28 protein-coding genes and 1 other RNA gene are annotated in these 22,530 nt (G+C 62.4%); 11 read left to right on the top strand and 18 right to left on the bottom strand.

All coding sequences use genetic code 11. The features are described 5' to 3' along the window. Positions 1-26: 26 nt before the first annotated feature. Entirely contained in the window at positions 27-542 is a 516-nt protein-coding gene (locus tag AC4GYV_RS05940) for a hypothetical protein (protein ID WP_491099736.1), read from the top strand. A 13-nt stretch (positions 543-555) separates the two neighbouring features. Then, positions 556-1,059 (top strand): CinA family protein, encoded by a 504-nt coding sequence (locus AC4GYV_RS05935; protein WP_491099735.1) that lies wholly within the window; start codon positions 556-558, stop codon positions 1,057-1,059. Here AC4GYV_RS05935 and AC4GYV_RS05930 read toward each other — a convergent pair. Further along, positions 1,020-1,481, bottom strand: coding sequence for a type II toxin-antitoxin system RatA family toxin (locus AC4GYV_RS05930; protein ID WP_491099734.1), 462 nt, complete (start codon positions 1,479-1,481; stop codon positions 1,020-1,022). The two genes, AC4GYV_RS05935 and AC4GYV_RS05930, sit on opposite strands and share 40 nt — an antisense overlap. Beyond that, positions 1,468-2,397, bottom strand: a complete 930-nt coding sequence (gene lipA / locus AC4GYV_RS05925; protein ID WP_491099733.1) for a lipoyl synthase — start codon at positions 2,395-2,397, stop codon at positions 1,468-1,470. Before lipA ends, AC4GYV_RS05930 begins: the two co-directional genes overlap by 14 nt. A gap of 65 nt (positions 2,398-2,462) precedes the next feature. Between lipA and AC4GYV_RS05920 the strand changes: the two genes are divergently transcribed. Then, positions 2,463-3,098: a carbonic anhydrase gene (locus tag AC4GYV_RS05920; protein WP_491099732.1), complete on the top strand. Its 636-nt coding sequence runs from the start codon at positions 2,463-2,465 to the stop codon at positions 3,096-3,098. Between the two features lie 35 nt (positions 3,099-3,133). Here the strand turns inward: AC4GYV_RS05920 and AC4GYV_RS05915 are convergent, their stop codons facing one another. Both AC4GYV_RS05915 and AC4GYV_RS05910 read right to left on the bottom strand, forming a co-directional pair. Continuing rightward, positions 3,134-3,442: a YMGG-like glycine zipper-containing protein gene (locus AC4GYV_RS05915; RefSeq protein WP_491099731.1), complete on the bottom strand. Its 309-nt coding sequence runs from the start codon at positions 3,440-3,442 to the stop codon at positions 3,134-3,136. 182 nt (positions 3,443-3,624) lie between these two features. Continuing rightward, positions 3,625-3,999: a hypothetical protein gene (locus tag AC4GYV_RS05910; RefSeq protein WP_491099730.1), complete on the bottom strand. Its 375-nt coding sequence runs from the start codon at positions 3,997-3,999 to the stop codon at positions 3,625-3,627. A gap of 162 nt (positions 4,000-4,161) precedes the next feature. On the opposite strand from AC4GYV_RS05910, the gene AC4GYV_RS05905 reads away from it, so the two are divergent. Then, on the top strand, positions 4,162-4,887 hold the full coding sequence (locus AC4GYV_RS05905) for an NYN domain-containing protein (protein ID WP_491099729.1): 726 nt from the start codon (positions 4,162-4,164) through the stop codon (positions 4,885-4,887). A gap of 9 nt (positions 4,888-4,896) precedes the next feature. On the opposite strand, the gene AC4GYV_RS05900 is transcribed toward AC4GYV_RS05905, so the two are convergent. The 6 genes from AC4GYV_RS05900 to ffs all read right to left on the bottom strand — a co-directional run bounded on the left by AC4GYV_RS05900 (position 4,897) and on the right by ffs (position 9,658). Beyond that, a complete protein-coding gene (locus AC4GYV_RS05900) occupies positions 4,897-5,184 on the bottom strand; it encodes a DUF1905 domain-containing protein (RefSeq protein ID WP_491099728.1) in 288 nt (95 codons plus the stop codon). After that, a complete protein-coding gene (locus tag AC4GYV_RS05895) occupies positions 5,181-5,762 on the bottom strand; it encodes a YdeI/OmpD-associated family protein (protein ID WP_491099727.1) in 582 nt (193 codons plus the stop codon). Before AC4GYV_RS05895 ends, AC4GYV_RS05900 begins: the two co-directional genes overlap by 4 nt. 6 nt (positions 5,763-5,768) lie before the next feature. Further along, positions 5,769-7,448 (bottom strand): energy-dependent translational throttle protein EttA, encoded by a 1,680-nt coding sequence (gene ettA, locus AC4GYV_RS05890; RefSeq protein ID WP_491099726.1) that lies wholly within the window; start codon positions 7,446-7,448, stop codon positions 5,769-5,771. A gap of 117 nt (positions 7,449-7,565) precedes the next feature. Further along, positions 7,566-7,889 carry a YbaB/EbfC family nucleoid-associated protein gene (locus AC4GYV_RS05885; RefSeq protein WP_491100395.1) on the bottom strand — a complete coding sequence of 108 codons (324 nt, stop codon included), beginning with the start codon at positions 7,887-7,889 and terminating at the stop codon, positions 7,566-7,568. A 10-nt stretch (positions 7,890-7,899) separates the two neighbouring features. After that, positions 7,900-9,528, bottom strand: coding sequence for a DNA polymerase III subunit gamma/tau (locus tag AC4GYV_RS05880; RefSeq protein WP_491099725.1), 1,629 nt, complete (start codon positions 9,526-9,528; stop codon positions 7,900-7,902). Positions 9,529-9,563: 35 nt separating this feature from the next. After that, positions 9,564-9,658: signal recognition particle sRNA small type (ffs, locus tag AC4GYV_RS05875), an RNA gene on the bottom strand. A 76-nt stretch (positions 9,659-9,734) separates the two neighbouring features. Between ffs and AC4GYV_RS05870 the strand changes: the two genes are divergently transcribed. Further along, complete coding sequence (locus tag AC4GYV_RS05870) at positions 9,735-10,514, top strand: EF-hand domain-containing protein (protein ID WP_491099724.1); 780 nt, start codon at positions 9,735-9,737, stop codon at positions 10,512-10,514. Positions 10,515-10,596: 82 nt separating this feature from the next. Then, positions 10,597-11,238: an EF-hand domain-containing protein gene (locus AC4GYV_RS05865; protein WP_491099723.1), complete on the top strand. Its 642-nt coding sequence runs from the start codon at positions 10,597-10,599 to the stop codon at positions 11,236-11,238. Between the two features lie 4 nt (positions 11,239-11,242). Here the strand turns inward: AC4GYV_RS05865 and AC4GYV_RS05860 are convergent, their stop codons facing one another. Genes AC4GYV_RS05860 through AC4GYV_RS05850 form a run of 3 tightly spaced genes read right to left on the bottom strand, consistent with a single transcriptional unit; the run spans position 11,243 to position 13,811 of the window. Beyond that, positions 11,243-11,578 (bottom strand): 2Fe-2S iron-sulfur cluster-binding protein, encoded by a 336-nt coding sequence (locus AC4GYV_RS05860; protein ID WP_491099722.1) that lies wholly within the window; start codon positions 11,576-11,578, stop codon positions 11,243-11,245. Next, positions 11,575-12,705, bottom strand: coding sequence for a cysteine desulfurase family protein (locus AC4GYV_RS05855; RefSeq protein WP_491099721.1), 1,131 nt, complete (start codon positions 12,703-12,705; stop codon positions 11,575-11,577). Before AC4GYV_RS05855 ends, AC4GYV_RS05860 begins: the two co-directional genes overlap by 4 nt. Further along, positions 12,702-13,811, bottom strand: a complete 1,110-nt coding sequence (locus AC4GYV_RS05850) for a cysteine desulfurase family protein (protein ID WP_491099720.1) — start codon at positions 13,809-13,811, stop codon at positions 12,702-12,704. Before AC4GYV_RS05850 ends, AC4GYV_RS05855 begins: the two co-directional genes overlap by 4 nt. Positions 13,812-13,889: 78 nt before the next feature. On the opposite strand from AC4GYV_RS05850, the gene AC4GYV_RS05845 reads away from it, so the two are divergent. Beyond that, positions 13,890-14,573 carry an alpha/beta hydrolase gene (locus AC4GYV_RS05845; RefSeq protein WP_491099719.1) on the top strand — a complete coding sequence of 228 codons (684 nt, stop codon included), beginning with the start codon at positions 13,890-13,892 and terminating at the stop codon, positions 14,571-14,573. Here the strand turns inward: AC4GYV_RS05845 and AC4GYV_RS05840 are convergent. Beyond that, entirely contained in the window at positions 14,545-14,712 is a 168-nt protein-coding gene (locus AC4GYV_RS05840) for a hypothetical protein (protein ID WP_491099718.1), read from the bottom strand. The genes AC4GYV_RS05845 and AC4GYV_RS05840 overlap by 29 nt on opposite strands. 54 nt (positions 14,713-14,766) lie before the next feature. Between AC4GYV_RS05840 and AC4GYV_RS05835 the strand changes: the two genes are divergently transcribed. Continuing rightward, positions 14,767-15,021, top strand: coding sequence for a hypothetical protein (locus AC4GYV_RS05835; protein WP_491099717.1), 255 nt, complete (start codon positions 14,767-14,769; stop codon positions 15,019-15,021). Here AC4GYV_RS05835 and AC4GYV_RS05830 read toward each other — a convergent pair. After that, on the bottom strand, positions 15,018-15,992 hold the full coding sequence (locus AC4GYV_RS05830) for a threonine ammonia-lyase (RefSeq protein ID WP_491099716.1): 975 nt from the start codon (positions 15,990-15,992) through the stop codon (positions 15,018-15,020). The two genes, AC4GYV_RS05835 and AC4GYV_RS05830, sit on opposite strands and share 4 nt — an antisense overlap. Positions 15,993-16,173: 181 nt before the next feature. On the opposite strand from AC4GYV_RS05830, the gene AC4GYV_RS05825 reads away from it, so the two are divergent. Both AC4GYV_RS05825 and AC4GYV_RS05820 read left to right on the top strand, forming a co-directional pair. Next, positions 16,174-17,403 carry a type III PLP-dependent enzyme gene (locus AC4GYV_RS05825; protein WP_491099715.1) on the top strand — a complete coding sequence of 410 codons (1,230 nt, stop codon included), beginning with the start codon at positions 16,174-16,176 and terminating at the stop codon, positions 17,401-17,403. Between the two features lie 134 nt (positions 17,404-17,537). Next, positions 17,538-18,620, top strand: coding sequence for a 1,9-bis(guanidino)-5-aza-nonane synthase (locus tag AC4GYV_RS05820; protein ID WP_491099714.1), 1,083 nt, complete (start codon positions 17,538-17,540; stop codon positions 18,618-18,620). Positions 18,621-18,654: 34 nt separating this feature from the next. On the opposite strand, the gene AC4GYV_RS05815 is transcribed toward AC4GYV_RS05820, so the two are convergent. Beyond that, complete coding sequence (locus AC4GYV_RS05815) at positions 18,655-19,443, bottom strand: SDR family oxidoreductase (protein ID WP_491099713.1); 789 nt, start codon at positions 19,441-19,443, stop codon at positions 18,655-18,657. 119 nt (positions 19,444-19,562) lie between these two features. Between AC4GYV_RS05815 and AC4GYV_RS05810 the strand changes: the two genes are divergently transcribed. Further along, positions 19,563-20,000, top strand: coding sequence for an MAPEG family protein (locus AC4GYV_RS05810; protein ID WP_491099712.1), 438 nt, complete (start codon positions 19,563-19,565; stop codon positions 19,998-20,000). Here the strand turns inward: AC4GYV_RS05810 and AC4GYV_RS05805 are convergent. Together AC4GYV_RS05805 and AC4GYV_RS05800 are read right to left on the bottom strand one after the other, a co-directional pair. Beyond that, complete coding sequence (locus AC4GYV_RS05805; RefSeq protein ID WP_491099711.1) at positions 19,984-21,159, bottom strand: class I SAM-dependent RNA methyltransferase; 1,176 nt, start codon at positions 21,157-21,159, stop codon at positions 19,984-19,986. The two genes, AC4GYV_RS05810 and AC4GYV_RS05805, sit on opposite strands and share 17 nt — an antisense overlap. Continuing rightward, positions 21,156-22,520, bottom strand: a complete 1,365-nt coding sequence (locus AC4GYV_RS05800) for an NAD(P)H-hydrate dehydratase (RefSeq protein WP_491099710.1) — start codon at positions 22,518-22,520, stop codon at positions 21,156-21,158. Before AC4GYV_RS05800 ends, AC4GYV_RS05805 begins: the two co-directional genes overlap by 4 nt. Positions 22,521-22,530 lie beyond the last annotated feature (10 nt).

The raw sequence follows: 22,530 nt of genomic DNA, 5'->3' as shown, positions 1-22,530 counted from the left end.
GGTCGCCGAGGGCAAATGGGGGAAGTATGGGTAGATCTTTCCGAGCGGGTGCAATTCTGTCGCTGATTGGCTTGTCGGCTTCGGCCGGCGCGCAGGCGCCATCCGCTTGCCTGACGGAGACCGAAGCACGCGCGTTGTTCACTTACTCCATCCCCGCCGCGCTCGAGGGTGTTTCGAAGAGCTGTCAGGCGGCACTTCCGCCGACAGCGTTCCTGCGTACAAGGTCGACGGAGACCATTTCACGCTTTCAGGCTGCCGCGACGGGCAGTTGGCCCGCGGCCAGGGCTGCCTTCATGAAGATCGCCGGATCGGATAAAGATTCGAAGATGTTGGAAGGAATGCCGGACAAGGCGCTGGAACCGTTCGTTGCGGCCGCGTTTTCAAGCGTCGTGGCGAATGACGTCAAACCTGCGGACTGTCCGAAGATAGATCGCTTCGTCGCCGCATTGGCGCCGCTACCTCCAGCCTCCGTCGCGGAACTAATCACTGCGCTCGTTGGCTTGGCAGGCGGGAAGGAGACTGACGATTTCAAGCTCTGCTGAAATCGCGACCCCGGTGGCCGACCATCTGCTTCCGCAGAAGCTGGTCGACCTCGCCCAAAAGGTCGTCGAAGCGAACCGCGCCGCAGGACGCCGGATCGCGGTGGCGGAAAGCTGCACTGGCGGTCTCGTGAGCGCAGCCCTAACCGAGATCCCCGGCTCCTCGGACGTTTTCGAAGCTGGCTACGTAACCTATTCCAATGCAGCCAAAATTGCCCAGCTAAAGGTTAGCGAAGAAGTGGTCGAGACCTTCGGCGCGGTCAGCGTGGCAACCGCTTGGGCGATGGCTCGGGGCGCGCTTGCAGCTTCGGATGCCGATGCCGCTGTCGCGATTACCGGAATTGCTGGTCCCGGCGGAGGAACAGCTCAGAAGCCGGTTGGAACGGTCGTTTTTGCGCTGGCCGAACGGAATGCCGACCCCGCCAAGATCGTCGCCGATCAGAAGTTCTTCGAGGAAAAGAGCCGCTCGGGGGTCCGCCTTCAGGCGGCGCTCTGCGCGCTTGAGCTATTGATGCCGTAGAGTGCAGCCGCGCGCTGCTCGAAAGCCGCCGTCATGCGGCGAAGAGCGCGGTCGAACATGGAACCCGCCAACGTCTCGAACAAACGGGACTTGAAGGCAAAGTCGACGGAAAAATGGACGTTGGTGCCGCCGTCGTCGGCACGATCGAACTTCCACTCGTTGTGCAGGAACTTCAGTGGGCCTTCGACATAGTCGACGCAAATCCGCGTCGGCCGTTCCTTATGAACGCGGCTGGTGAACCGTTCCTTGAAGGCATTGAAGCCCACTACAAGGTCCGCAATCGTTTCCATCTCGCTTGATGAGCGAACCCGGACCGCCACAACCCAAGGCAAGAATTCGTCGTAGCGCTCAACGTCGGAAACGAGGTCGAACAGCTGCTCCGGCGTATAGGGAAGATGCCGCGTCTCGCTATGCCGCGGCATTGGCCCCTTCCCTCGCGAGTTGCGCCGAACGGGCTTCCTGCATTTTCCGGAAGTCGTCCCCGGCGTGATAGCTCGACCGCGTAAGCGGCGAGGCCGCGACGAGCAGGAAACCCTTGGCGCGGGCAATCGCCGCATATGCGTCGAACGACTGCGGCGTCACGAACTCTTCGACCTTGGCGTGCCTTGGAGTTGGCTGCAGGTATTGGCCCATCGTCAGGAAATCGACGCCGGCTGAACGCATGTCGTCCATGACCTGGTGAACCTCGAGGCGCTGTTCACCGAGGCCAACCATGACGCCTGACTTGGTGAAGATTTGAGGCGCCTTGCGCTTCACACTTTCGAGCAGGCGGAGCGACGCATAGTAACGCGCGCCTGGCCGGATCGTCGGATAAAGCCGCGGGACCGTCTCCAGATTGTGGTTGTAGACGTCCGGGCCAGCTTCGACGATCGCGTCGACCGCGGCCTCGCTCTTGTTGCGGAAGTCGGGCGTCAGAATCTCGATGGTGGTACTGGGCGTGTTCCGGCGCAGCGCCTGGATCACTTTCACGAACTGCGAAGCGCCACCATCCGGCAAGTCGTCGCGGTCGACTGACGTCACGACGATATGCTCGAGACCCAATTCGGCGGCCGCCGTCGCAACGTGCTCTGGCTCAAGCGGATCGACTGCGCGCGGCATGCCGGTTTTCACGTTGCAGAAGGCGCAGGCCCGCGTGCAGGTGTCACCCAGGATCATCACGGTCGCGTGCTTCTTGGTCCAGCACTCGCCGATATTTGGGCAGGCCGCTTCTTCGCAGACTGTCGCAAGGTTGAGGTCGCGCATCAGCTTGCGCGTCGCATGATAACCTTCGCTGACAGGCGCCTTGACCCGGATCCAGTCGGGCTTGCGCTGCTTCGGCACATTCGCAGGGGCGTTCATGGCGTGCCAGATAGCGACTGCTTGCAGCGCTTGCCACCCCTGCCGCCGAGGGCTAGCCGCGAGCCATGCCGTACCTCAATCAACTGATCGAAGGCTATCGTCGTTTCAGGGAGAATGACTGGGCCCACGAACGTGAACGCTGGTCCGAACTTGCGGAGGGCCAAAGCCCTCAAGTGATGATCCTGTCCTGTGCCGACAGCCGCGTGGAACCGGCGCAAATCTTCGACGCGCGCCCCGGCGAGATGTTCGTCGTTCGCAACATTGCTGCGCTTGCACCGCCTTATGAGACGACGGCCGGTTACCACGGCGTGTCCGCTGCCCTCGAGTTTGCCGTCACTCAGCTCAACGTCGGCGAGATCCTCGTGATGGGACACGGTATGTGCGGCGGCTGCTCAGCCTCGCTCACCGGCCAGTTCGACGATTCCCGTCCGGGGCAAGGCCAGTTCATCGCCGATTGGGTGCACATGTTGGACCGCGCTCGAGACCGGGTGCGCGCGCGCCACACAGAACTGGATCGGGAGGCCTTTCTCGATATGGAGCAGGAGGCGGTGAAGGTCAGTCTAGCCAACCTCCGCACGTTTCCGTGGATCGCGGAGCGAGAGCGCACGGGCCAACTCAAGCTCCACGGAGCCCACTTCTCGATCGCCGAGGGCCGCTTGTACGTGCTCGACGAGGCGGAAGGTCGCTTCCACCCCGCCTAGCCGGCAAGCTCGAGAACGTGCTCTAAGCGTCTGACTTAGCAGCGAACGTTGTAATTATAGTGCGGTTGCCCGTTGCTATCGACGTAATAGCAATAGCCGCGGGTATCGCGATAATATTGGCGTCCGCCGATGACCGCACCGATCGTACCGCCGAGCACTCCGCCAACAACGGCGCCAGCACCGGTGCCGATGCCCGGAAGAACCGAGCCAGCAACTGCTCCGACGCCCGCGCCGATTACGGCCCCGGCGCCCGCCGTTGCGACTTGGTGATCCTGCTCCGGCGTCGCGCACCCACTTAGAGCAAGGCTGCTAGCCGCAGCGGCACATATGAACAGGCGTTTCATTCGATCGTCCTCCACTCTGTTCCCGCGACCTCAGTGCGCCAAAGGCTGTTTCGTTCCGCAAAGGTTCGAGCCGTCGGTGCGGGCCATCGCGGAAAAGGAACGCCCTGAATCAAAATGGACGAGGCGAAATTACTCCCGCCTCGTCCATACGCATCCGAAAGGATGATAGCTAAGTCGCTGAACTAGCAGCGAACGTCGTAGCTATAGTGCGGCTGACCGTACTGGTCGACGTAATAGCAATAGCCGCGGGTATCCCGGTAATATTGACGGCCGTTGATGACGCCGCCGAGGACGCCGCCAAGGATTGCGCCGGCAACCGCACCGCCAACTGGGCTGACGCCCGGAAGTACTGCGCCAGCGACCGCGCCGCCAACCGCACCGACCGCAGCGCCGGTCGCGATGCGACGGCCCTGGCTGTCGTACGTGTAGCCTTGGTTGTAAGGCTGATTGTAGCCATTGTTGTAGTACGGGTCGTACCCGTACTGGTTCGGATAAGTTGCGCAGCCGGCTGCGGCCAAGCTGCCAGCGGCGATTACCGCAAGTCCGATCTTCCTCATCATCCCATCCCTTCTCAACTCGCCCCACCTGTGCCCTCAACAGTGCGCGAGAGTGCGTTTCGTTCCCGCAATCATCTGTACTGTTCATGTACCGGACATTGTCGCACGCCAGACGGTGGCCATTCCGCGATGCTGCGCTACACAGCGAAAAAAGGACTCGGAATGCGAGAGCGTAGCGTCGAACAGGAACCCAACGTCGCCCTGCTGATTGACGCGGATAACGCCTCCCCGGACCACCTCGATGAGGTACTGCTTGTCCTGGGCGAGCTCGGGACCATCAACATCCGCCGCGCCTACGGCAACTGGGCCAAGGCAAGCCTCAAAGGATGGGGCAATCTGACGGGCACCCACTCGATCGTTCCGATGCAGCAATTCGACGTGGTGAAGGGCAAGAGCGCCACTGACATGCGCATGACCATCGACGCGATGGACCTGCTCTACCGTGGCAATGTCGACGCCTTCGGGATCATGTCGTCGGACAGCGACTTCCTTCCCCTGGCCCAGCGCATTCGTGAGGACGGGCTGGACGTCTACGGTTTCGGGACCACCAAGACGCCCCTCTCTTTCCAGCAGGCCTGCACCCGCTTCTTCGACGTTGGGGCGCTGGCGCTCGAGGATGAGGAGCTTGAACAGCCCACTGCGGGCAAGGGTCAACGCCCGGTCGATCCCGAGCTGCTCCAGGTGCTTGGCTCCGCCTACAAGGCATCGAAGCGCGACGAGGAAGGCTACACCCCCCTTTCCGAGCTTGGCCAACGCGCCAAGGCGGTATCGAGCTTCGCCGCGCGCAACTACGGCTTCACGCGATTGTCCGAGCTCATCAAGGCGGTACCAAATTTCGAGGTAAAGAGCGGTGACGACGGCCGCTTGCTGGTCAAGCGCTTACGATGAGGCGAGGAATCAGAGGAGGTCCAAGCCAACTTGGACCTCGTCCCCCACCGCAATGTCAGCTTTGCGTCTGACATCCTTCTTCACAGGAAGGATGTAGCCGCCGCTCTTCATCGGGAAGACAGAAGTGCGCCAGGTGACGTCATTGATAGTCGCCTCGACCTTCACAGAGCCGAAGCCGCGACGGTCCAGCAAGCTGTGCCCCTTGATCTCGCCCGACTGTTCCGGCGGGACCGAGATGAAGTGCCAACTCCCGCCCTCCCCGGACCACAACCATAGCGGACCGGTGACGATAATCATGACTTCTTCTGCCAATCATATTGAGGAAGCCGTCGGCCTTCGGAGCTGACCGCGATCAATTCGCCCAGACGTTTGGCCCGGGTTTCCGGCTTCTTCGCGCTCGTGATCCAGTGCAGCGCTGACCTGCGATAGCTTGCCGGGCGCACTTCCCAGTCCGACCAGGCGGCCTTGTCCTCGCGGAATAGCTTTTCCTCGTCCGGAGTCAGTTCCTTCAGCACATTTTCATAGGCGTAAACGCCGCTCTTGTGCTTGTTCTCTTCGTAGGCGCGTACGCCTTCGGCGCTCATCAGGCCGGCGGACTTGAGCGCCTCGAAGCGCTCGACATTCACCTTGCTCCAGATGCTGCCCTTCCGACGCGGCGTGAAACGGATGGTGTAGGCCTCGTCACCCAGCGATTTCCGCAGGCCGTCGATCCAGCCAAAGCAAAGCGCCTGGTCCCGAGCCTGCGGCCAATCGATCGAGGGCTTTCCACTGCCCTTCTTCCAGAAGCCGACGAGAAGCTCTGGTGCGCTTTCGTGATTAGCTTCGAGCCAGCGGCGGAACTCGGCTTCGCTTGAGAAGAAAACCGGTTCCGCCACGGGATGTTACCGGGTCAGCTTGCGATAGCTCGTGCGGTGAGGTCGCGTCGCTTCCTCGCCCAGGCGGCGGATCTTGTCTTCCTCATAGGCCTGGAAGTTGCCCTCGAACCATTCGACGTGGCTGTCGCCCTCGAACGCAAGGATGTGCGTCGCCAAGCGATCAAGGAAGAAGCGGTCGTGGCTGATGACCACCGCGCAGCCCGCAAAATTCTCGATAGCCTCTTCCAGCGCACCCAGCGTCTCGACGTCGAGATCGTTGGTCGGCTCATCGAGCAGCAGCACGTTGCCGCCGCGCTTCAGCATCTTGGCGATGTTGACGCGGTTGCGTTCACCGCCTGACAGCTTGCCGACGTTCTTCTGCTGGTCCTGACCCTTGAAGTTGAAGGCGCCAACGTAGGCTCTCGTCGACTGGTCATGGCCGTTGACCTTCATGTAATCGAGCCCGTCGGAGATCTCCTCCCAGACGTTCTTCGAATTATCGAGATGGTCGCGGCTCTGATCGACGTAGCCGAGATGCACCGTCGGGCCGATGTCCACCGTACCCGAATCCGGCTTTTCCTGCCCGGTGATGATCTTGAACAGGGTAGACTTACCCGCGCCGTTAGGGCCGATGACGCCGACGATGCCGCCAGGCGGAAGGTTGAAGCTCAAGCCATCGAATAGCAGCTTGTCGCCATAAGCCTTTGAAATGTTTTCGACCTCGATGACCTTGCCGCCGAGGCGCTCAGGCACCTGGATGAGGATCTCGGCCTTGCCGGGGACGTGCTTTTCCTGCGCAGCCACCAGCTGGTCGAACTTCGCGATACGCGCTTTCGACTTGGTCTGACGGCCCTTCGGACCCTGCCGGATCCACTCCAGCTCGTCCTTGATCGCCTTCTGACGACCGGACTCCTCGCGCTCTTCCTGTTCGAGGCGCTTGGCCTTCTTCTCTAGATAGGTCGAGTAATTGCCTTCGTACGGGAAGTATTTTCCGCGATCGAGCTCGAGGATCCAGCTCACCACATTGTCGAGGAAGTAGCGGTCGTGGGTGATCATCAGCACCGCGCCCGGATATTCCTTGAGATGCGCTTCCAGCCACTGGACGCTCTCGGCGTCGAGGTGGTTGGTCGGCTCGTCCAGCAGCAGGATCGACGGCTTCTGGATCAGCAGGCGGGTGAGCGCGATACGGCGCTTCTCACCGCCCGACAGGCTCTCCACGGACCAGTCCGACGGCGGGCAGCGCAGTGCCTCCATGGCGACCTCGAGCTGGTTGTCGAGCGTCCAGCCATCGACCGCGTCGATCTTCGCCTGGAGCTCGCCCATCTCCTCCATCAGTGCGTCGAAGTCAGTGTCGTCCTTCGGATCACCCATCTCAGCCGAGATGGCGTTGAAACGATCGACCATGTCCGCCACGTCACGCGCGCCGTCCTTGACGTTCTCGAGAACCGTCTTGTTCGGATCGAGCTGCGGCTCCTGCGGCAGATAGCCGACAGTGACGTTCTCGCCCGGCCAAGCCTCGCCCTGAAAGTCGCGGTCGATGCCGGCCATGATCTTCATGAGCGTCGACTTGCCGGCGCCATTCGGGCCGACGATGCCGATCTTGGCGCCGTGATAGAACTGCAGGTTGATGTGGTTCAGCACCGGCTTCTGCGCGCCGGGGAAGGACTTGGTCATGTCCTTCATCACATAAGCATATTGGGCGGCCATGGGGTCGCGTCGATCCTATTCGTCGAAAGTGGAGAGTTGGCAGCCAGTTAGTGAACGGCGCGCACTTTTTCTAGTCGCGGTGGACCACTGCAACCACAGCTACGTCTGAGAAGAAGACTAGAAGGGCAGCTTGAATCCTGGGGGAAGAGGAAGGCTGGTCTGCATCTTCTCCATTTCTCCTGCCGCTGCCGTGTCGGCCTTGCCGCGCGCATCGTTGATGGCGGCCGCGATCAGGTCCTCTGCCATCGTCTTCTCGAACGGCTGAAGCAGGCTCTCGTCGAGATCCACACCGAGGATCCGGCCCTTCGCCGTCGCCCGGATCTTCACCAGGCCGCCGCCGGCGACGCCTTCAACCTCGATCTTATCGAGATTGTCCTGCGCTTTCTGCAGCTCGTTCTGCGCGTTCTGCGCCATTTTCATGATTTCGTCGAAGTCGGGCATCTCGGGCATTTCAGGCGCCTTTGGTTGAAAAGGATTCTAGCTCAGCATCCGGGAACGCATCCATGACGGCCCGGACATTGGGATCGGCCAGCACATCGGCGCGAACGCGCTCCTCCGCAATCTTTTCCTGATCGAGGAGCGATGGCTCCCCTGATTCATCCGACAGCGTGATCTTCCAGATCGTGCCGGTCGCCGCCTTCAGGGCCATGGCCACGTCTCGCGACCAGTCGGGACCCAGGGGGCGGAGCGGCTTCACGACGAGCTCCGGCGGATCATATCGCACGAGGCCCACCTGATCATGCAACTGGAGAGCGATTTGAAGCTTTCCGGAGTTCTCCAGCATCTTGATCAAGGCCGGAAAGTCGCTGGGGAGTTGCGCGACGGCACCATTACCCTTGGTTGCAGGCGCCGCCGCCGGGCTTGCGACGGCACCCTCGCTGCTCAACCTCTGAAGGAGGGTTGCAGGGTCGGGCATTTCGGCTGCGTGAATCAGCCGAAGCAGGGCCATCTCTGCAGCTTCACGCGGATCTGGAGCGATTTCCACGTCCTGCAGTCCCTTCAGCAGCATCTGCCACAGGCGGTGGATCGTGCCCCAGGAGAGCTGCTGCGCCATTGCCGCCGCACTGTCGCGCTCTTCAGCCGATTGCAGCGCATCCGCCTGCGCTCCAGCCTTGGCGCGCGTTGCTGCATGCAGGCTTTCCATTAGTCCCCGAAGCAGCTGCGTGAGATCGATTCCGAGCTCATGCGCCTCATCAAGTTCGGCTAGCGCCGCAGGAGCATCGCCCGAAAGAACGAGCTGCAACAGGCGGCGAATGCGTCCACGGTCGGCGAGGCCCAACATGTCGCGGACCTGCTCGACGGTCACCGTCCCCGCCCCGTGCGCGATCGCCTGATCGAGTATCGATAGCCCGTCGCGCGCCGAGCCCTCGGCTGCCTTGGCAATCATGCCCAAAGCTTCAGGATCAACCTCGACACCCTCAGACTTTGAAACCTCGGCAAAATGCGCGGCGAGTTTCTCGGCCGGAATGCGCCTCAGGTCGAACCGCTGGCACCGCGACAGCACCGTCACCGGTACCTTGTTCACTTCCGTCGTCGCGAAAAGGAACTTCACGTGCTCAGGCGGCTCCTCAAGCGTTTTGAGCAAAGCGTTGAAAGCGCTCTTGGAAAGCATGTGAACTTCATCGATGATGTAGATCTTGTAGCGCGCGCTGACCGAAGCATAGCGCACCGCGTCAATGATCTCGCGAACATCATCGATGCCGGTGTGCGAAGCGGCGTCCATCTCAATGACGTCGATGTGTCGGCCCTCAGAGATCGCGCGGCAAGGTTCGCAGACGTTGCATGGATCGATGGTCGGGCCGCCCTGCCCGTCCGGACCGATGCAGTTCAGCCCCTTGGCAATCAGACGGGCAGTAGAGGTCTTCCCGACTCCGCGAACGCCCGTCAGCAAGAAGGCATGAGCAATCCGCCCGCGAGCAATCGCGTTGGCGAGGGTCTTCACCATCGCGTCCTGTCCGATCAGCTCAGAGAAGGTTTGCGGGCGATATTTGCGCGCTAGGACGCGGTAAGGCGATGCGCCGGAAGAAGGCTGCTGCTCAGGTAGATCGAGCCCAAGGCCCGGCGATTCGAGGTCGTCCATCAACAATGGTTTAGGAGGTGAGGCTCGTCATTGCGAGCGGTGGAAGCCGACGACCCGGCGCGAAATCGTTGTGGCTGCTTCCTTCCGGACCTGACCAGGTTGGCGACAACGCCGTCCGCCGACTTCCGGCGGCGCATATGGGGTAAGCGCAGGCCTCACGCAAGTTCATGTTGGCCTTCATCGACCGTTCACTCGGCGGGGTGGACGTGGCACTAACCGCAGAGGTGACCTGCATGCTGCTATCCGCCCTCATCCTGTCTCTTCTCGCCGCAAGTGGCCAGGTCGACCCGCCTCCCGCTGTTTCGAACTCGCGGCCGATTGTCGTCACGGGACGAGGCGGCGTGCCCTTCATCGCACCGATGGGCCAGGCCATCCGTGCCCGCTCACCCAACGAAGACACCCTCGCGCGCTGGTTCGCCGAGGTGGATAGCAATCACGATGGCTATTTGACGCCGGCTGAACTTCAGGCGGACGCGGTTCGCTACTTCGAGGCGCTCGATACCAATCACGACGGTCAAATCGACCCCGACGAACTCGTCCGCTACGAGTGGCAGGTCGCCCCCGAAATTCAGGTGAATTCGCGCCTGAGAAAAGCGCGAGCCCCTGGCGAGCAGGCGAAGGCAGATGAAGACGACAAGGCGGCGAAGCGTCAGCGTCCAGGTGAGGACGACAACGGGAGCGACCGTTCGACGCGCGGCATGGGTTATTCGGAGCAGGGCCTGCAAGGGGCGGCACGATATGGGCTGCTCAACCTGCCCGAGCCTGTTGCTGCGGCCGATCTCGACCTGAACCGGGCGATCTCGCTGCAGGAGTTCAAGCAGGCGGCGCTGGATCGGTTCCAGCTTCTCGATACCAACCATCAAGGCCGGATCAGCCTGCAGGACCTCGAAGCTATTCGGGCAGCCGCCCTAAATGATCGGAAATCGAAACGCCGTGGCGAACAGGCCGACACCAGGGTTGGCGTACCGCTGCCGCCCGGCAACTAATCAAAGAATTCATCTGACGTGGCTTGTGTTTAGGCGATCTTTCGCGACAAGCGACGGACATAACAGAACACCAGGAATGCCGATGTCACTTCCCATCCTCCTCTTCGCGCTTGCCGCGGCCGGTCAAGCCGCACCTCCGCCGCAAGGCCCGCCATCGCAGCGACTGATGGGCAGGAGTTTCATCAGTCCAATGGGTGAACCGTTCCGCTTGGGAACGACGAGCGACGAAGGGCTTGCTGCCTGGTTCCGGCAGGCGGACGCCAATCACGACGGTTTCGTGACCTCGGACGAGATGAAGGCCGATGCAAAGCGCTTCTTCCTGACGCTCGACACGAACCACGACGGCGAGATCGATCCTGAGGAAATCAACCGTTACGAAAACGAAGTTGCCCCCGAAGTGCGTAGCGGCCGGTCATGGGGCGGCGTGACAGGCTCGGATCGGGTCAATGACGAGGCCACGGGCGGCGGCGGGCTTGGCTTGCTATCGATCCCGGAGCCCGTCGCGGCGGCGGACAGCAACTTCAATCGCGGCGTGTCGGAGATGGAGTTCGAACAAGCGGCCGCCAAAAGGTTTCGACTGCTCGATACCAGCGGAACGGGTCGGCTGACCTTGCCCGCTCTCCAGGCGCAACGTGAAGCCGTGCGGTCCTTTGCGCGCAAGCCGCTGCCGAAGAAGCCCTCCTCCGACGACTCGTCATCGTCGTCGACCCAGTCGCAGCAGTGAGCGCCTAGCGCTTCATCCAATTGGTCGCGCCGGACGGGATCCGGACATCGAGGCTCTCGAGGTCGTCCGTCAGGATGATCTGGCACGCGAGCCTCGACGTCCGCGCGGCATGTGACGCGAGGTCGAGCAGATCCTCTTCCTCTTCGGTTGCCGGCGGAAGCTTCTTGAAGTCGTCGGCGTCCACAATGACGTGGCAAGTAGAGCAGGCCATTACGCCTTCGCACGCACCTTCGAGCGGCTCGCGCGCTGCCCAGGCAACATCGAGCAGCCTCTGCCCGGGCTCTGCTTCCACTTCCTTGTCGAGAGTTCCGTCGGCTCGGAAAAAACGCACTAGTGTCACGCCAGCAGCCGCTCCTGGGATTTGGCCGACGCAGCGATCTGGCCGCAGGCTTCGACCAGCTCTTGTTGGGTCGTGTAGCGTCCGAAGCCGAGCCGTATCGACGATCGAGCCTCACGATAATCCAGGCCAAGGGCACGAAGTACATGGCTTGGGCGACCCGACCCGCTGGCGCAGGCCGATCCTAGAGAGAAGGCGATCTCGCGCAGGTCGGCCAGCAAACGAGCCGCGTCCACCCCATCCCGCCGGATGTTGAGATTGCCGAAATAGCGATGCGCCGTGCTCCCGTTAATCGTCCAACCCGGCCCAAGTGCATGCAGGGCTGCAGCCCACAGCCGATGGGCATGATCGTAATCGCGCTCGCATCGTTCGAAGGCTAACTTGGCGGCTGCGCCAAATCCGACGCAGAGCTGCGGCGACAATGTTCCCGAACGCATCCCTCGCTCTTGCCCGCCACCGTGAATGAAAGCTGCCGGTTCGGCACCCTTGCGCATCCAGAGCGCGCCAATCGCCTTGGGCCCATGAATTTTGTGTGCCGATACTGCAACCAGGTCCGGACCTTCGGGGATGGTGAGACGCCCGAGACCTTGAACCGCGTCGCACAGCATCACCGCCCCGGCATGGTGGGCCATCTGCGCAATCTCCGAGATGGGCTGAAGCACGCCGATCTCGTTGTTCACCAGCATTGCCGCCACGATGAGAACGCGGTCGTCGAGCTCCCGTTCGAGAATGTCGAGGTCGAGGATCCCATCGCTCCCGACCGGAAGCACAGTGAGATCCATCCCCAACGCTGAAAGCCACTCACAGGTATCCAGCACCGCCGCATGCTCGGTCGCGATGGTGATGATGCGGTTGCGTTTGCCGCTCCCCTTCTCGATCGCCCGCGAGATCGTGCCTTTAAGCGCCCAGTTCAGCGCCTCGGTCGCGGAGCCTGTGAAAGCTACGCTTCCTCCCTTGAGCCGAATGGCTTGCTCGACCTGCTTGCGCGCGACCTCGATGGCGGCTGCAGCTTCTCGGCCCCAGCGCGAAGGCGAATGCGGGTTCGCGAACTTCTCAGCGACCCAAGGCTCCATCGCCGCCGCAACCTCGGGAGCGACGGGCGTTGTCGCCTGATAGTCGAGGTAGATCATGCAACGGCCTTGTTGGCCCTCTCCCCGATACGGCGCCACTCGGCGGTGAATCTTTCAACATCGGCCTCGCTCGTATGTGGACCGAAGCTTACGCGAATGAAGCTGGATGCAATGTCGGCGGGTATGCCCATCGCCGCGAGAACGTCACTCGATTTCATCTTCCCTGAGGAGCAGGCGCTTCCTGCCGAGACTGCGATGCCAGCCAGATCGAGCTGGACGAGCAATGAGGCGCTGGAGCCGCCCGGCATAGAGATCGAACCGATGGTCGGAATGCGGGGCGCAGCCTCACCGATCACGACGCCTCCACCTGCCTTCACTGCATCTTCCAGACGTAAGCGAAGCTTTGCCAGCCGATCCATCTCGTACGGCCGCGCAGATAACGCCGCCGCGAAACCCAGCGCCGCGGGCACGTCCTGGGTGCCACGCCTATAGCCCTTCTCCTGGCCACCGACCGCCTCCAGTGAGCCGAGGTCCTTGACCAGGAGGACGCCAATCCCCGGAGGGCCACCGAGCTTATGCGCACAGGCCGCCACGAAATCCGCGTCGGGCAGCGGCATCTTGCCGGCGCTCTGGGCACAGTCGGAAAGCAGGAGCGACCCCGCGTTACGAATCTTCTCTGCGATCCGGTCCAGCGGCTGGATCACGCCGGTCTCGTTGTTGACCTGCTGGATAGCAACGAGCGCGGGCCCTTCCGACAGGAGCTTATCCAGCGCGTCCTCATCGATGAGACCGTTCGGGTGCACTGGAATGACCTTCGAGGCCGGTCCCATCGTGTGGGGCACGATCGCATGTTCAGTCGCACCATGGGCCCGACCCCGGATCCGAGCTCGTTTCGCAACGATCTCGATCGCTTCACTGGCGCCGCTGGTGAGAATGACGTCATGCCGCCATTCCAAGACCTCGGCGATGGTCGAGCGCGCTTCTTCGAGCAGCGCTCGCGCTGCCCGGCCCTCGGCATGTGGTGAGCTGGGATTGGCCCACTTCTCGAATGCTCGGGCAACGGCGGCCCTTGCCTCGGAAAGAACTGGCGTCGTTGCCGCATGATCGAGGTAGATGCGCTCTGGACTGCTCAAAACCTGTGGTTTCCTGCCGATTTGCCACTTCAAGAGCGGCCCCTATATAGGAGCCAACGCCGCGACGCACCCGCGTCGAGCGGCCATTTGTCGTATGCGAGCTTTGCATTCATGCCTGAAGTAATTTTCCCCGGTCCCGAGGGTCGCCTCGAAGGACGCTTTCATCCCGGTACGCGGCCGCGCGCACCTGTCGCGCTGATCCTGCATTCGCACCCGCAGGCAGGCGGGTCGATGAACAACAAGATCGTCCAGCTGCTCTACCAAACCTTCGTGAAGCGCGGCTTCGCCACGTTGCGGTTCAACTTCCGCGGCGTGGGCAAGAGCCAGGGCGTATTCGACAACGGCATTGGCGAGCTGTCAGATGCCGCCTCTGCCCTCGACTGGGTCCAGTCGATCCATCCGGAAGCGGAGACCACGTGGGTTGCGGGCGTCAGCTTCGGTGCTTGGATCGGAATGCAGCTGCTGATGCGCCGTCCGGAGATCCGCGGCTTCATCTCGATCGCTCCGCCGGCGAACATGTACGACTTCAGCTTCCTCGCCCCCTGCCCCTCTTCGGGCATCATCATCCAGGGTGAGGCGGACGAGGTCGTCACGCCGAGCGCCGTCCAGAAGCTCGTCGACAAGCTTCGGACGCAGCGTCACATCACGATCCATCACGACACGATCCCCGGCGCGAACCATTTCTTCGCGAACGAGCTCGACCTGCTGATGAAGTCGACCGACGACTATCTCGACATGCGGCTGGCCACGGACCCGATCAAGCCGCTTACACCGTCAAGATCATCACGTTCATAACCACGACTAGGGCCGCGATGACCATGAGGGCGCCGCGGCCCCTCGTTTGACGATCGAACATCAGCTTCACGCCGCCTGCGCCAAGCAGGAAAGCGGCGACCATGGCGCCGGCCATCACGACGGATGAAAAATTCTGCATTCCGGATGTTCCGTTTCATCAACATTTAACCAAGATCGCCGCACAGTCGGAGTTATGCCGAACTCCGAGCAGCAAGTGCGCCTCGATGAGGCCTTCGAACGGATCGAAGAAACGATCCTTCCGTGCATCGCAATGATGCTGGAAACGCTGATCGATGCATCCGAATCCGTCGCGGAGAACGAGCGGCGCTTTCTGGCGGCTGAGCTCAAGACGCTTGCTGCCGAGCTAGAAGAACTGACCCAGGCGGTGGAGCGGTCCAGCCCGGTCCACCTCGAACCCGGCGAGTTCAAGACACGCAGCGTCGCCTAGGTAGAGCGGCCAACGATCCGCGCGTGAAGCGCCGGATCGACATTTCCGCCCGAAAGCACGACGACGGTGTCGCCGCGCGGCTCCAGCTTGCGCACCAGCAACGCAGCGAGAGCAGCCGCGCCGCCGGGCTCGACCACGAGCTGGTGACGCTCCCAAGCGAAACGCATCGCTTCTTCGGCTTCCGCGTCGCTGACCCACAAGGGCTTGGCCTGCCGCTCCTGAAGGATAGCAAAGGTGATCGGCGAGACTCGCGGCGTCTGAAGCGCATCCAGGATCGTCCTGGGCGCGTCCGTGCTGACAGGCAGGATTTCTCCAGCTTCCAGCGAATGTTTCATGTCGTCCCAGCCTTCGGGCTCCACGATCACGATCTCCGCCTCCGGAACTGCCAAGGCGATCCCGGAAGCCAAGCCTCCGCCGCCACATGGCACCACAATGCGCGCCGGAGCCCTTCCGAGCTGCGCAACGATCTCCCGGCCTGCAGTGCCTTGCCCCGCCACGATCGCGGGATCGTCGAAACTCGGCACGACAATCGCGCCAGTCTCCTCGGAGATGCGGGCGGCAATCGCCTCGCGGCTCTCGGTACGGCGGTCGTAGAAGATGATCTCCGCGCCTTCCGCTCGCGTGCCGTCCACCTTCACCTGAGGCGCGTCGGACGGCATCACGATCACTGCGCGCATGCCGAGCCGTTTGGCGGCGATCGCAACGCCGCGGGCGTGATTGCCCGAGGAGAAAGCCACGACGCCGCGCTTCCGCTCGTCATCGGACAATTGCAGCAGGCGATTGGTCGCGCCCCTCAGCTTGAAGGCACCACCCGTCTGCAGGCATTCGCACTTCAACCAAATCCGAGTGCCATTTACCTCGCTTTCGATCAGCGGCGTCCGTTCTACCGAGCCGTGAATTCGCTCGTCCGCTGCGACAACATCGTCGCGGGTCACAATTGCCGTTCGTTCCAAGTTGTTGATGTTGTTCACGTTTCGATCAGCCGTTGCAATTTGATGACAAAAGTTCCCGGAATTGCCGTTTCCGGGTCCAAAAAATCTTTACAGGGGGGACCCCCCTACATATATCGCGCCCCCGCTGCCCCATGGGACTTCCAACCGCAAGGCAGCTTTTCGTCAACGTTTGCCAACTGGCATTTGGAGGTCCCTTGAGTTGCACAAGCATCATCGCGCGCTGGGGCTAGCGTCCACCCCGAACGGCACTCGTACGGGTGCCGACATCGCCAAGATGCGGCCGGTTCAGCCGGTCACGTTGCTGCGTCCGCATGCCGCGCGTCGCGCCGCCCGCTTCTTCGTTGAGAAGTTCCCGGGCCGCTCGCTCTATGCGGTGAAGGCGAACCCGTCGCCGGATCTGCTGCGCGTCCTCTGGGAAGCGGGCATCACTCACTATGACGTGGCCTCCATCTCCGAGGTCCGGCTCGTGCGTGAGACGCTTCCTGACGCGATGCTGTGTTTCATGCATCCGGTGAAGGCCGAGGAGGCCATCGCCGAGGCGTATTTCGCGCACGGCGTCCGCACCTTCAGCCTCGATACGATCGAAGAGCTGGAAAAGATCGTACGGGCGACGGCGACTGATGGTGAGGCTGCAACCGACCTAAATCTGCTCGTCCGCATCCGCGTCAGCTCGGACCATGCGAAGCTCAGCCTTGCATCCAAGTTCGGCGCCGACCCGCGTGACGTCAGTGATCTGCTGTTCGCCGCCCGACAGGCAGCCGATGCGCTCGGTATCTGCTTCCACGTCGGCAGCCAGGCGATGACGCCTGCCGCCTACGCCGAAGCCATGGCGCGCGTTCGCGATGCGATTGTCGAGGCTGCGGTCACCGTCGATATCGTCGATGTGGGCGGAGGCTTCCCATCGTCCTATCCGGGCATGGAGCCGCCTGCCCTGGAGACCTATTTCTCGGTCATTCACCAGGCCTTCGAGGCGCTGCCGATCAGCTACTCGGCCGAGCTATGGTGTGAGCCGGGTCGTGCCCTGTGCGCCGAATATGCGAGCATTCTCGTTCGCGTAGAGAAGCGCCGCGGCGACGAGCTGTACATCAATGATGGCGCCTACGGCGCTCTGTTCGACGCTGCGCACATCGGCTGGCGCTACCCGGTCCGCCTTCTGCGCGAGCCGGAATCGCACGTTCGCCCGATGGAGTTCAGCTTCTACGGTCCCACCTGCGACGATCTGGATCGCATGGCCGGCCCGTTCGAGCTGCCGGGCGACGTCAATGTCGGCGACTATATCGAGGTCGGCATGCTCGGCGCCTACGGCTGCGCGATGCGCACCCAGTTCAACGGCTTCGGCGCCGTTGAGAGCGAGATCGTCAACGACGAGCCGATGGCGAGCCTCTACGGAGCGGCAGAGCCTCAGCGCTCGAACGTCGTCAAGCTGTAACTGTTTCTCCCCTTCCGCTCCGGTGGAAGGGGAGCTAACCGCAACGCGGTTTTCGGGGTGAGGCTGTCCCCCGCGAGTAAATGACATGCCCTTTTTCGACGCTGCTCGTTTGAGCGGCACCAATGGAGCATGAGATGGAAACGGATACGCTGAACAAGGTTCAGGACGCCGACCGCATCAACGACACGCGGAAGGCCGAGCTGCTTTCGACGCCGATCGAGCACATCGACATCACGAAGTTCGATGCGCGCCCGATCATCGATTCGATGGGGAAGATGAGCTTCACCAGCCGCGACCTGTCGCGAGCTACCGGCATCTACAACACGATGCTTGAGGACAAGGACTGCTCGATCATCCTGGTGATCGCGGGCTCGACCTCGGCTGGCGGCTGCATGGACCTCTACGCAGAGCTCGTGAAGTCCAACATGGTGGACGCGATCGTCGCCACGGGCGCTTCGATCGTGGACATGGATTTCTTCGAAGCGCTTGGCCACAAGCACTACCAAGCCAATGAAATCCCTGACGATGATACGCTTCGGTCGCTCTACATCGACCGCATCTACGACACGTACATCGATGAGCAGCAACTTCAGGATTGCGACTTCACGATCGGCAAGATCGCAGACAGCCTGGAGCCGCGCGCCTACTCGAGCCGCGCCTTTATTCGCGAGATGGGCAAGTGGCTGAGCGAGGGCAATGCCAAGAAGCAGGGCAGCCTGGTCCAGCTCGCCTATGAGCATGACGTGCCGATCTTCTGCCCGGCGTTCGTCGACAGCTCAGCCGGCTTCGGCCTCGTGAAGCATCAAGTCGACGCAATGAAGCGCGGCGGCCACTACATGGTGCTTGATGCCATCGCGGACTTCCGCGAGCTGACCGACATCAAGATCAAAGCTGGCACCACCGGCCTGCTGATGATCGGCGGCGGCGTGCCGAAGAACTTCACGCAGGACACCGTCGTCTGTGCCGAGATCCTCGGCCACGATGATGTCGAGGTTCACAAGTATGCCGTGCAGATCACGGTCGCCGACGTTCGCGACGGCGCCTGTTCCTCCTCGACGCTTCAGGAGGCCGCGAGCTGGGGCAAAGTCTCGACGGCGATGGAGCAGATGGTGTTCGCCGAGGCGACCAGCGTCCTCCCGCTCCTGGCCAGCGACGCCTGGCATCGCGGCGCGTGGCGCAACCGCGAGAAGCGCCGTTTCGCCAAGCTGTTCGACTGAAATATGAGTGGCGCCGGGGCGACCGGCGCCACTTTCATTCCACAGACGCGGGCTGCGGCTGAGCTGCGCGGGCGCGCGCCGCCGATTCATTGAGCTGGTTGAGCGTTGCGTTGAAGCGCCCTTCTGCTTCCGCATTCCGCAGGAACTTCACCCGGTCCACCAAAATCTCTTCTGGCGTCGGCTGTTGCGAGAAAATGCGCATCACCTCGTCCGCAAACTCATTGAGAGGCTGGTATCCGGGCCGCGTCGACTGGCCAGGCGTCAGGTCGGTCTGAACCCCAGGCGGCACTAGCTCGATCACTTCTACACTGCCCTTCAGCGCCTCGCGCAGGGCCACCGTGTAGGAATGCACCGCCGCTTTCGTTGCCGAATAAGTCGGAGTCGCCACCAACGGCACAAAGGCGAGGCCTGACGTCACATTGACGATCGCCGCGTCTCGCTGGCGTTCGAGATGCTCGACGAAAGCATTGGTAAGCCGGATCGGCCCCAGAAGATTTGTTGTGATCGTCGCCTCGGCGTCAGCGAGGTCACGGCGCTTGTCGAGCGCTTCGAAGCGCATGATTCCGGCATTGTTGATTAGGACGTTGAGTTGCGGAAAGCGGTCGATCACGTCTTTCGCGAAGCGTTCGATGTCATCCGCTTTCTCCACGTCGAGCGGCATCGCGATAATATTGGGACGCCCTTCTGCGGCTTTCTGAAGAGCCTCCATCCGGCGTCCCGCGATGATCACAACATTGCCCTGATCGTGGAAGCGGTGCGCGAGCGCTTTGCCAATGCCCGAGCCGCCGCCGGTAAGAAGGATGGTGTTGCCGCTACTTTTCATGATGGTCCCTTTCTGCGGCGACTTAGATAGGTATCGTCATGCGACTGAGAAGCGTCGCTCATCATCTTGTGTAGCTCAGTGGAGCGTGTGATGTTTCCCGCCTTAGGGGAGGAACTCACATGCATCCAAGTCCATTGCTCGGACCTATCGTCGCGCTGGTCGCGTGGACGATCGTGGTGTTCCTCTGGATGTACGCGACCCGCTTCACTGCAATGAAGAAGGCCGGCATCAGCCTCAAGGGACGCGTCGGCACTCGGGGCAACGCGCTGGAAGGCGCCATCCCCGACCAGGCGAACTGGAAAGCGCACAATTACAATCACTTGATGGAACAACCGACGATCTTTTATGCGATCGTCGTTGCGCTGATCCTGATGGGCTTCGACTCCGCGATCAACGTTTACCTGGCTTGGGGCTACGTCGGCCTGCGCATCGTCCACAGCCTCATCCAGGCGACCTTGAACGTCGTCACCTACCGCTTCATCGTCTTCACACTCGCGACGCTTTGCCTCATCGGCCTAACGTTGCACGCTGCCCTATTCCTCATTCACCACGGGTGAAGCAGGCCGCCAGCTCAACGTGCGTCGACCAGCGGAATTGTCCGACCGGCCTAATCCAGACCAGCCTGTAGCCGCAATCGACTAGCATCTTGGCGTCTCGGGCGAAGGTCGCAGGGTTGCAGCTCACGTAAGCGATACGAGCTACGCGTGAGTTGGCGAGCAATGACACTTGTTCAGCTGCGCCCGCGCGGGGCGGGTCGAGGATCACAGCGTCGAAGCGGCCCAGCTCATCGCTTGCAAGCGGCCGCCGATATAGGTCTCGATGTTCGACAGCCGTGGCTGGAGCCGCGCGCTTCAGTGCCGCAGCCGCATCCCGCGAAGCTTCCGCCGCATAGGCGGCTCCAGTTCCAAGCGCGAAGGTCCCGAGACCAGCGAATAGATCAGCGATACGCGCTGAGCCTGAAATCGCCTCGCGCACTGCTTCCACCAGTGCGCGTTCGCCATCCTCTGTGGCTTGCAGGAATCCACCTGTCGGGAAGGCCACGGCCCGACCCGACAAAGTGACGGTCGCCGGCTGAGGTTCGAAGAATGCCTCAGGTCCCAATCCTTGATCAATGCTCAGCCGTCCGAGCGCGTTCGCGTTCGCGAATGACGTCAAAGCTTCAATCGCGTCCAATCCATCCGGTTCGACGCCCTTAATCAGGACGTCAGGGCCTTGGTCCACAAGCGTTAACTGGACCTCTGCGGACTGGCGCGGTCGAAGCAGTGCCCCAAGCAGTTGGCGCAGCGGCGCGACCAAGGCAAACAGTTCCGGCCTCAGGATGTGGCACTCGCGCATGTCCACGATCCGGTTGGACTTCTCGGCATTGAAGCCCAGCAGCACCGCATTCCCGACTCTCAATGCCCGGAGAGCGGCGCGCCTGCGGCTCCTCGGTGGCGAAAGGTGCGGTTCGCGGATCTGGGTCTCGAGATCATGCTGTGCCAGAGCAGTCTGGACGCGCGACACTAGATAGCGGCGATAGGTTTCATCGTCCGCATGCTGCAACTGGCACCCGCCGCATTCGGGGAAGTGGTGGCACGGTGGGTCCTGATGATGCGGACCTGGCGCGAGCACCCCATCATTGAGCAGGGCATCGCCCGGCACCCCGAACGGCACGTGGCGACCGCTCTCGGTCACACCGTCACCGCGCGCCGCAATCCGAACGACCAGATCGGTCATTCGATCGAAGCGATCGCCTGAGGAATGGCGGCGGCTAGATCGTCCGCGATCATACCTGGGCCCGCAATCTCGGCAGCGCGGCCGTGCAACCAGACTGCTGCGCAAGCGGCTTCGAACGGCGGCAGTCCCCGAGCGCGCATGGCCGCGATGATCCCCGAGAGGACGTCGCCGGTCCCCGCCGTTGCGAGCCAGGCTGGCGCAGGCGGCGCGAACCCCAGCCTTCCGTCGGGCGAGGCGACGAGTGTATCCGGGCCCTTGTAGACGACGACCGCTCCGCTTTTCTGGGCCGCCTCGATCGCCCGATCCGGCTTCGACCCGTGGATCGATCCAAACAACCGCCGGAACTCGCCCTCATGCGGCGTGATAATCGCGTCCTGCCCCTGCAGCCGTTCATAGTCGCCGAGATGCGTAATCCCGTCGGCATCGATGACCTTCGGCGCACGTGACGTCAGCGCCAGCGTCAGCACCTGTGGGATATCACCCATGCCTGGCCCGACGAGCAGGCAGTCGATGCGCTCGTCGTTCACCCTTGCGGTGTCAGTCTGGACGATTGCCGACGGGAGTCCCTCGATCGGTCGCGACGTGCTGACCCGCACATAGCCCGCGCCCGATCGTGCCGCCGACGTCGCGGCAAGTGCGATCGCACCCGGCATCTGCCCCGCGAGTAGATGTACCAGGCCGCGCGTATATTTGTTCGCAGCTGGCTCGAGCGTCGGCAGCAGCGGAACACCGATCTCTCGCCATTGGTTGTCGGCTTCGATCCCGATATCCACCAGAACCACGCGCCCGCACCTGTGCATCGCTGGATCGAGCCGGTGCGCGGGCTTCAGCGCACCGAATGTCACGGTCAAATCGTACGCATGAAGAGGGTTCAGCATTGCCCCGGTGTCGGTCTCGACGCCACTTGGCAGATCGCACGCGACCGCGACCACCGCTTCATGTGCGAGTTCTGAAAGCAGCAGGCTGGTCTGGTCATCCAGACCGCGCGACAGTCCGGTGCCGAATAATCCGTCGATGACGAGCGGAGCGCCCTTGGTGTCCTGAGAAAGCGGCTCCACCTCGCCAGCCCATTGGCCTCGCGCCCATTGAGCCGCCGGACTCTTCGGCTCGGAGAGCGCGGCCACCCTCACCTGCACGCCGCGCTCCGCCAGATGCCGCGCGGCGACATAGCCATCGCCTCCATTGTTCCCCGGGCCGCAGAGAATGAGGCTCGGGAGGGGCCCGGCGAACCGGTACACGGCCTCGGCGAGCCCGGCCCCTGCCCGCTCCATCAGCGTCTCGACGCTGGTCCCGCCATTGATCACGGCCTGCTCGGCAGCACGCATGCGTTCGGCAGTCAGGATCGGACGCGGGTGGGTCATCGCCCGCGCG

Source organism: Sphingomonas sp. SP4 (assembly GCF_058313375.1).
This window is presented reverse-complemented; position numbering and strand designations above follow the sequence as displayed.

What these genes read in the sequence shown, in the direction of transcription:
- AC4GYV_RS05940 (WP_491099736.1), top strand. Translation starts at nt 27, where the DNA reads ATGGGTAGATCTTTCCGAGCGGGTGCAATTCTGTCGCTGATTGGCTTG.
- AC4GYV_RS05930 (WP_491099734.1), bottom strand. Translation starts at nt 1,481, where the DNA reads ATGCCGCGGCATAGCGAGACGCGGCATCTTCCCTATACGCCGGAGCAG.
- lipA (WP_491099733.1), bottom strand. Translation starts at nt 2,397, where the DNA reads ATGAACGCCCCTGCGAATGTGCCGAAGCAGCGCAAGCCCGACTGGATC.
- AC4GYV_RS05920 (WP_491099732.1), top strand. Translation starts at nt 2,463, where the DNA reads ATGCCGTACCTCAATCAACTGATCGAAGGCTATCGTCGTTTCAGGGAG.
- AC4GYV_RS05915 (WP_491099731.1), bottom strand. Translation starts at nt 3,442, where the DNA reads ATGAAACGCCTGTTCATATGTGCCGCTGCGGCTAGCAGCCTTGCTCTA.
- AC4GYV_RS05910 (WP_491099730.1), bottom strand. Translation starts at nt 3,999, where the DNA reads ATGAGGAAGATCGGACTTGCGGTAATCGCCGCTGGCAGCTTGGCCGCA.
- AC4GYV_RS05905 (WP_491099729.1), top strand. Translation starts at nt 4,162, where the DNA reads ATGCGAGAGCGTAGCGTCGAACAGGAACCCAACGTCGCCCTGCTGATT.
- AC4GYV_RS05900 (WP_491099728.1), bottom strand. Translation starts at nt 5,184, where the DNA reads ATGATTATCGTCACCGGTCCGCTATGGTTGTGGTCCGGGGAGGGCGGG.
- ettA (WP_491099726.1), bottom strand. Translation starts at nt 7,448, where the DNA reads ATGGCCGCCCAATATGCTTATGTGATGAAGGACATGACCAAGTCCTTC.
- AC4GYV_RS05885 (WP_491100395.1), bottom strand. Translation starts at nt 7,889, where the DNA reads ATGCCCGACTTCGACGAAATCATGAAAATGGCGCAGAACGCGCAGAAC.
- AC4GYV_RS05880 (WP_491099725.1), bottom strand. Translation starts at nt 9,528, where the DNA reads ATGGACGACCTCGAATCGCCGGGCCTTGGGCTCGATCTACCTGAGCAG.
- AC4GYV_RS05865 (WP_491099723.1), top strand. Translation starts at nt 10,597, where the DNA reads ATGTCACTTCCCATCCTCCTCTTCGCGCTTGCCGCGGCCGGTCAAGCC.
- AC4GYV_RS05855 (WP_491099721.1), bottom strand. Translation starts at nt 12,705, where the DNA reads ATGATCTACCTCGACTATCAGGCGACAACGCCCGTCGCTCCCGAGGTT.
- AC4GYV_RS05845 (WP_491099719.1), top strand. Translation starts at nt 13,890, where the DNA reads ATGCCTGAAGTAATTTTCCCCGGTCCCGAGGGTCGCCTCGAAGGACGC.
- AC4GYV_RS05840 (WP_491099718.1), bottom strand. Translation starts at nt 14,712, where the DNA reads ATGCAGAATTTTTCATCCGTCGTGATGGCCGGCGCCATGGTCGCCGCT.
- AC4GYV_RS05835 (WP_491099717.1), top strand. Translation starts at nt 14,767, where the DNA reads ATGCCGAACTCCGAGCAGCAAGTGCGCCTCGATGAGGCCTTCGAACGG.
- AC4GYV_RS05820 (WP_491099714.1), top strand. Translation starts at nt 17,538, where the DNA reads ATGGAAACGGATACGCTGAACAAGGTTCAGGACGCCGACCGCATCAAC.
- AC4GYV_RS05815 (WP_491099713.1), bottom strand. Translation starts at nt 19,443, where the DNA reads ATGAAAAGTAGCGGCAACACCATCCTTCTTACCGGCGGCGGCTCGGGC.
- AC4GYV_RS05810 (WP_491099712.1), top strand. Translation starts at nt 19,563, where the DNA reads ATGCATCCAAGTCCATTGCTCGGACCTATCGTCGCGCTGGTCGCGTGG.
- AC4GYV_RS05805 (WP_491099711.1), bottom strand. Translation starts at nt 21,159, where the DNA reads ATGACCGATCTGGTCGTTCGGATTGCGGCGCGCGGTGACGGTGTGACC.
- AC4GYV_RS05800 (WP_491099710.1), bottom strand. Translation starts at nt 22,520, where the DNA reads ATGACCCACCCGCGTCCGATCCTGACTGCCGAACGCATGCGTGCTGCC.